The 7,560-nt window shown below is 44.9% G+C and carries 7 protein-coding genes; all 7 read right to left on the reverse strand.

The window, feature by feature from the left end; genetic code table 11:
• Positions 1-314: 314 nt before the first annotated feature.
• Entirely contained in the window at positions 315-1,595 is a 1,281-nt protein-coding gene (gene ccmI, locus AS194_RS12715) for a c-type cytochrome biogenesis protein CcmI (protein WP_058025863.1), read from the reverse strand.
• Complete coding sequence (locus AS194_RS12720; RefSeq protein ID WP_058025865.1) at positions 1,592-2,155, reverse strand: cytochrome c-type biogenesis protein; 564 nt, start codon at positions 2,153-2,155, stop codon at positions 1,592-1,594. The genes ccmI and AS194_RS12720 overlap by 4 nt, the downstream gene beginning before the upstream one ends.
• Positions 2,152-2,802, reverse strand: a complete 651-nt coding sequence (locus tag AS194_RS12725; protein WP_058025866.1) for a DsbE family thiol:disulfide interchange protein — start codon at positions 2,800-2,802, stop codon at positions 2,152-2,154. Before AS194_RS12725 ends, AS194_RS12720 begins: the two co-directional genes overlap by 4 nt.
• On the reverse strand, positions 2,795-4,849 hold the full coding sequence (locus AS194_RS12730) for a heme lyase CcmF/NrfE family subunit (RefSeq protein ID WP_058025868.1): 2,055 nt from the start codon (positions 4,847-4,849) through the stop codon (positions 2,795-2,797). The genes AS194_RS12725 and AS194_RS12730 overlap by 8 nt, the downstream gene beginning before the upstream one ends.
• Before the next feature lie 244 nt (positions 4,850-5,093).
• Positions 5,094-6,383, reverse strand: coding sequence for a hypothetical protein (locus tag AS194_RS12735; protein ID WP_058025869.1), 1,290 nt, complete (start codon positions 6,381-6,383; stop codon positions 5,094-5,096).
• A 153-nt stretch (positions 6,384-6,536) separates the two neighbouring features.
• Positions 6,537-7,229 carry a twin-arginine translocase subunit TatC gene (tatC, locus tag AS194_RS12740; protein WP_227511658.1) on the reverse strand — a complete coding sequence of 231 codons (693 nt, stop codon included), beginning with the start codon at positions 7,227-7,229 and terminating at the stop codon, positions 6,537-6,539.
• The coding region (locus AS194_RS12745) for a transposase (RefSeq protein WP_152978645.1) at positions 7,226-7,560 on the reverse strand (335 nt) is incomplete at its 5' end. The genes AS194_RS12745 and tatC, both read right to left, overlap by 4 nt.

A 7,560-nucleotide genomic window follows, 5' to 3' on the forward strand; every position in this document is an offset into this window, starting at 1 on the left:
GAGTTGCCTGAAGTCACGTACATAGCTTTAGGCGTATGATTTATGGTTTTAGAGTCAATCGATTGATGAGTACTACTCACAGCTATAGGTACCTTCTTGTCAGCAATATTAGTACTAGCCGATTCAACGCTATTCAATTTAGTACTATCTAATCTGTCGGTAGATTCAGTCATAGTTGTTTCCTTTATCTATGTTTATACAATGAACAATGTTAAACGTATATGTTTTTGGTATACGACTATTAATCGCGCCACTTTTATAAACGGCTCCACTTACCGCTCTGGTGTTATGAAACTTACGGTAATAATTTTTTATTAGGGAATCTGTTGATTGATTTCAACATTAACCTGAGTCTGTTCAACGCTAATCATTATAGGATTACCCGATAAGTCGCCTGATTCTGCTATGGCATTACCGCTATGACTAATACGAGCAACGACTGCTAACTGAGTTTTGTCACTACGAGCTGAATTTAACGTGCGTTCTGGCATCATCGCATCAAGATCGCTTAAACGGATACTGGCTTTACCTTGCTTGATGATACTAATAGGTAAACGTTTGGCGGCAAACGGAGGGCCCCCTTTCACATCACGTATCGCTACAAACAACACATCATTGGCTTTAACCAATGGTAATAGACTCGCATCAATAGAGACGGTAACTTCGATACCTTGCGCGGCTTGCTGCTCTTGCGCGATGACATTAGCACTTAGCTCATCAAGGCTCGCTAGCGCTTTACTATGGTCACCTGGTTTGGCAGCGATGCTCTCACGTAAACGCTTAATCCAACCTTGCGCTTCTGCAAAGTTACTACCACGTGCCTCACCCATTGCCATTAGCATCTGCGCACCTTCATGCTGTGGATTTTTGGCAAGGACATCTTGTAATACACGGCGGCTACTGGCATCAAGCTGACCTTTATTGGCAAAAAAGCTAATCTGCGCATAAGTGGTCGCAATCTCTTCATTGTCTGGTGACAGACGGTAAGCGCGTGACAAAGCTTCAATCGCTGAGTCGGTAGCTTCAAGCGATAAAAACAGCTCTGACAAACGCATCCAGCGATCAGGATCATCGGCATGACGATAAACGTTGGTCTGCATCGCGCTGATTAATTGCGTACCATCTTCAATCGCCCAAGCTGGTGGCTGGTTAATCTTACCGGTTAATAAATCATCGGCTACTTGGGCAACTTTATCTTCTGCTGTCCACAAGTCAAACACCGGTGTACGGTCACCAACCAAAAAGTAAGCCAATCCTGCAAGTACTGGCACCCATACCATGATAATCAAACGGCTCTTGATACCAGGTGCGACCATAGGTGTTACTTCACGCTGAGCATCCAATAGCTGACGCTCAAGCTCCGTTTTTTGATTTTGATAATGGGCGTCATCAATCGTGCCATTGTCTTTATCGGACTGTAATTCTATCAAACGCTCACGAAAAACGGCGATATTGATATCTAGTAACTGGTTATCGACAGGTTTCTCTCGTAAGCGTGACGCTCGCAACCATGGCATGATAACGATGAGGGCTAGTATCAGTGCAATAAATAAGCTTAGGGCAATAAATAAGCCAAAAGTAGAGAATATGGTCATTTTTTGTCCTCGGGGCTTGTGGTGTCATGAGCGTCATTATCGGTGCTATTGGCACGCGATAGCAGACGATCAAGTTCGGCTTTTTCGGCGGCAGTCAGCTCCGAGGCGGTATTATCTACCGTCACTCTACTCTGACCGCTCGCTACCAGCTGGCGGCGACGGCTTTGCCAAAACCACCCTATCAATAATACGATCAGTAGCAATGGCGGAAAAAACCATAAAATCCATGTCGATGGACGTACAGGCGGCTTGTAGCTGATAAAATCGCCGTAGCGCTCTTGCATATAATCCCGGATTTCCGCATCACTACGTCTGTCTTTAATCAAATCATAGACTTTTTGCTTTAAGTCTTGGGCAATCGGCGCATCAGAACCTGCCAAGTTTTGGTTTTGGCATTTCGGGCAACGTAGCTCTTCGATCAATCCTCGGTATTGTGCTTCTTGTTGGACAGAATCAAAATCATAGACGTCAATCGCCGCATAGCTGGTCACACTTAGGAGACAGGCAAGTATTAAGCTCGCTACTTTTATCGTAACGGCCTTTATTGAACGGGCTATCATTTGCACACCTCTTCAACCTGAATCGCATCTGGACTGACGTTATTATCATTGGCATCATTGAGTACCGTTAAGCAAGGCTCAATACGATCTTGCCAGTTACTCTCGTTAATCTCACCAACAATGTGCTGGCGAATAACGCCTTCACCATCGACAGTGAAAGTCTCAGGCGCACCCGTCAACCCTAAGTCCAAGGCAAACTGGCCGGACAAATCCTGAATAGACATCGAAAAGGGATCACCGCCTCGGTTGAGATAGCTGAGCGCATCACCGATATCGTCTTTATAATTCACGCCAACCAGATTGACACCACGCTCTTCTAGTTGCATCAAAAAAGGATGCTCAATAACGCAAGTTGGGCACCAAGAGCCCCAAATATTCATCAAAAAGGGCTCATCAGGTAAGTTGTCATTGGTCATGATCCGACTGGTATCGGACAACAATGGCAGCTCAAACGCTGGTACTGGGCGTTCAAGCGCGGTATTGGTTACGATTTCAGTCGGCTGCCCCAAACGAAAATAAAGCATAACCATAACAGCAGCAAAGATGATCAGCGGGATCAAAAACCATATTCTAATTTGGCTTTTTTTCATTGTTCGATTACCTTTTGTTTCAGGGGGTTGCTCGGAAAAATGATTAGACTTAGTCATTTTGCTTCTCCCCTATTAGTGTCGTGTTATTAGTAGTGCTTTTAACATCTAAATCAGTAACCGTCGTAAAGCCTGACTTACTCGCTGCAATTTGTGCAGGGGTCTTGGATGTTTTGAGACGATAGCGCCTATCAAGCATACTCAGCAGACCACCCAATGCCATAATAATAGCGCCGAGCCATATCCAACGAATCAATGGCTTCACATAAATACGTACGGCCCATTTATTACTGCCTTCAGCTATAGGTTCACCAAGTGCGACGTACACATCACGCATCAGACTGTCATCAATCGCTGCTTCGGTCATTGGCATCATGCTAATAATGTAATTGCGTTTTTCAGGGTATAACGTAGTCACAGCACGGCTATCTTTACTCACTTCGACCTCAGCTTGGGTCGCATCATAGTTACTGCCTTTGACTTCGCGGAAGCCTTTAACGGTGAAGTCGTAACCTTGGACATGGACCGTTTCGCCAACACTCAATGCCACATCGCGCTCGATACTCAAGGTACTGGTAAAGGCAACACCGATGACCGCTACAATCACACCAATATGTGCCGTTTGCTGACCCCAGTAGCTTAAACGCAGCTTATTTAAGCCTTGCAAAAAGCTTGGTGCATTTTTGGTTTTGTCTTTGAAATCAACCACCATCCAGAACAGTACCCAAAAACTTACTGCTAGTGTTACACCAATATTAAGCATGGCAGATGGACTGACAAAGTAAGTGATGACTGCAGCTAATACTAGACTGCTCGCCGCAATGACCATACCAACGCCTAACAATGGACGCTTATCTTGTTTCCAGCGGATATTGGAGCCCATACCCATGGCAACCAGCAATAGCCATGTTAAAGGCACAAATAGCGCATTAAAGTACGGAGGGCCGACAGAGACCTGACCCAAGCTAAAGGCGTCGGCAATGATAGGATAGAGGGTACCAAGCAATACCACTAACGTTGCAATCAAAATAATAACGTTGTTAATGACTAAAAATGACTCACGCGAAACCAGTTGATACTGACTTTCAATCGTCAAACGCCAGCCACGCAGCGCAAACATCAGCAAACCACCACCGACGATGATGCCAAGAATCACTAAAATTACCAGACCACGAGTGGGGTCAGCGGCAAACGAATGCACTGAGGTAATAACCCCTGAACGTACAAGGAAAGTACCCAAGAGACTTAAGGCAAAAGCAAAGATAGCCAGCATAATGGTCCATGCTTTAAAGACACCGCGCTTCTCAGTCACTGCCAACGAATGCAGCAAGGCTAAACCGGCAAGCCAAGGCATCAGTGAGGCGTTTTCTACAGGATCCCAAAACCACCAGCCGCCCCAGCCAAGCTCATAATACGCCCACCAAGAGCCAAGAGCGATACCAACGGTCAAAAACCCCCAAGCCGCTAGCGCCCATGGACGCGACCAACGTGTCCATACTGCATCCAAACGCCCTTCCCACAATGCCGCCATACAAAAAGCAAATGGCACCGCTAAGCCCACATAACCCATATACAGCATCGGTGGGTGAACGATCAGCCCAAAATCCTGCAAAAGTGGGTTGAGATCTACCCCATCTACGGGCAGATTGGGCAAGGTACGATCAAATGGCGACGAGGTAAAAATCAGCATCGCTAGCATCATGACCTGCACACCGGCCAATATCACGAGTACCCGCGCGCGCATCGACAACGGCAAGCCACGGCTAAAGTAGGAGACCAATGCGCACCACGTGGCCATGATGGTCATCCACAACAAGAGCGAGCCTTCGTGTCCACCCCATGTCGCCGAGAGTTTATAGTACCAAGGCAACAAAGTATTAGAGTGCTGCGTGACATAGACGAGACTAAAGTCATTGAAATAAAAGCCTGCCATCAATGCAACAAATGAAAAAATCATGGCAGCAAACTGTGCCCACGCGAGACTGGGCGCGAGACGCTGCCAAGCAACATGGTCACGCATAACGCCTATCGTTGGTAATACCACCTGCAAAATCGCCAAGATTAAGGCGGCTAGCAAGGCAAAATAACCCAATTCTGTGATTAACATACGGTCTAACCCTGTTTACTCTAATATGATTTAAGCTCACTGTAACGGTTGGATTTTTATTATTGGAAACTATTGAAATTTACTGCTATCTCTAGCTCCAATTGTTTTCGAAGTGTTTTGAAAAGCGTGCCGAAAGTAATAGACAATCATAAATATACAACCATCTTTTGTTAGGTAAGAAGAATATTGAATTAGTTAACCGGACTTATAACAGCCTAATGCCATCTAAATAAGACCTAGACGATCACACCTGAAAGACAGGCGCGAATCCACCGCCTGGCGTACGGAAGTTAGTCACCTGACCTTGATACAAACGCGCAGCAGGTAGTAACAGTTTTCCGCCATACGTATAAAGACGTATATCTACCTTTCTTGTTGTTACGATGTCATCAATTTTGAGTGATCTCTCTCCTGCAGGGACAAAGGTCTGTGCGATATAATCTTCATCCAGAATGTTTTCGAAGACGCGTCGAGTCAGTTTGCTACCGCGATAAACGCCTTTGCTTCCATGACCAGCAACTGGCTTAAAAAACAGTTGCCGCCGAGTAAGCCACAACTCTGCTGCATCGTCTCTTGATACAATCTTAGTCCTCGGTACAGACCTTTCGAGGCACTCCACTGCAGCCTCATCCAGACCCCAAGAGCGCAATATTTGGGAGTCTGATAGCAATGTCAGGTTTTGCTTATTGGCCAACATAGCATGTACGCGGGGATTGGGTGTCACTACCACAGCACCCTCTAAATAAGCCTGCTTAAGCAATACATGGTCAGGGTCCTCAAATGCAAAGTCGACAAGCCGATTGTAAATCATATCGATTTTCTGGCCATGGGCTGTTAACGTACCGTCGATATACTCGAGTTCAGAGGGATCAAGTATCACAGTATCAATACCTCTAGCTTGGAGCAGTTGACAGGCTAACTCAAACTCTAAGAACATGAACTGACTCTCGGGGTCATTGTCCACAATGGCTATCCGATTGGGCATAGCAACAGCGGACTGTCGCTGCCACTCCTGTTTGAACATGTCAAACACTGCTTCCTCGAACCTATCTAGCATTTGATTGGTTGCAGCGCTTTGCTCTGAGGGGTTGCAACAGCGTTTTTGTGCGCGAGCGAGCAACACATTCAGAAATGCGCCACCGGCATTAGTATTGACCTCGATGAGCTGAGGTCCATCGCTACCCAAGTGAAAGTCATAACCCATGAGGGCCCCTATTGGGCCTGGGTCGAAAGCAGCTATTTCTGGTGCCCACGACAGCACTTGCTCTTGATACAATGGCAGTTCGGCAGCTGACTCGATAGCCCTGACGATTCGCTCCATCGCCTCTATCTCTGTTTTGGGAACGAACACGGGTGTTGCTGAAAAAAGCTTATTAAGCTCGTTCGCTCCTATTGGATTGTTTCTAGTTTCTACCAATTGATCTTGAAGGCTTGTATTAAGCGCTTTACGATCAAGGGTAATGCAGTAGCACTCTTGGTTAAGTCGATTTGCAAGACCGTCATTTTTTTCGTTGTTATTAGTTGGGTGTTCCATTTAGAGTCCGTCGCTAAGTAGAGTACTCACGCTGACATACTCTAGTAAAAAGTAAAAAGTAAAAAGTAAAAAGTAAAAAGTAAAAAGTAAAAAGTAAAAAGTAAAAAGTAAAAAGTAAAAAGTAAAAAAGGTTCTTGGCGTGTTTAAGTAGTGCTAGCTACTTTCTAATGTTTCATTCCCTGAGACTAAATCATTATTTCGTTCATTTTTAATTAATATCTTTGCTAAGAGTAAACCCAGCTCAAATAATAGCCACATAGGAATCGCCAACAACAGCATTGATACACCATCAGGCGGTGTCACTACCGCGGCGATCCCAAAACAGCCGACTATGATATAACGACGCTTATCTTCTAAAATTTGAGTAGAAACGATTCCGGCCATTATCAGCAATAAGGTAACCACTGGAATCTCAAAAGTCAGTCCAAACACCATAAATAGCTTGAGGGCAAAGCTCAGATAACTGTCAATATCGGTCATTGGTATAACGTTCTGCGGAGCGAACATAATAAAAAATTTCAATACCCCTTTGAGTACGACAAAGTAGGAAAAAGCAACACCAGCATAAAATAGAAATATCGAAGATAGCAGTACAGGAATGGCAATTTTCTTCTCTTTTTTATATAAGCCGGAAGCTACAAATGACCAAATTTGATACAGGATATAAGGCATTGCTAAAAATGCGGCGACGAATATCGTTAAGCGAATGGGTGCCATAAAGTTTGACGTTATATCAGTGGCAATCATGGTCGAATTGATGGGTAACTGCGCCACTAATGGGTCTGATAAAAGATCATAAAGCTCGCGTGAAAATCCCACCAATACTAGGGCGCGTTGAACATTCATAATTTGAGCCAGATATAGGCACAAGCAAGAGCGACCGTATTTTCATAACTCTGCTTGAGCTTATCAAATCTGGTGGCAACCGCTCTATATTGCTTTAGCTTAGCGAAAGCGTTTTCTACTAGATGTCTGGCTTTATACAAGTCCCAGTCCATATGGTCGTTAGAAGACTTAGTGTTTCGTTTTCGAGGGATGTTATCATGCGTCCCTGCTTGTTCAATATGGGCTCGTAGGGCATCAGAATCATAGCCTTTATCGGCACATAAAACCTCTGTATCGCTCAAATTAACTTTGTCTACTAAATCAGGTGCGACTTTGACATCGTGGGTTGTGC

This window comes from Psychrobacter piscatorii, assembly GCF_001444505.1.
Taxonomy (GTDB): Bacteria; Pseudomonadota; Gammaproteobacteria; order Pseudomonadales; family Moraxellaceae; genus Psychrobacter; species Psychrobacter piscatorii_B.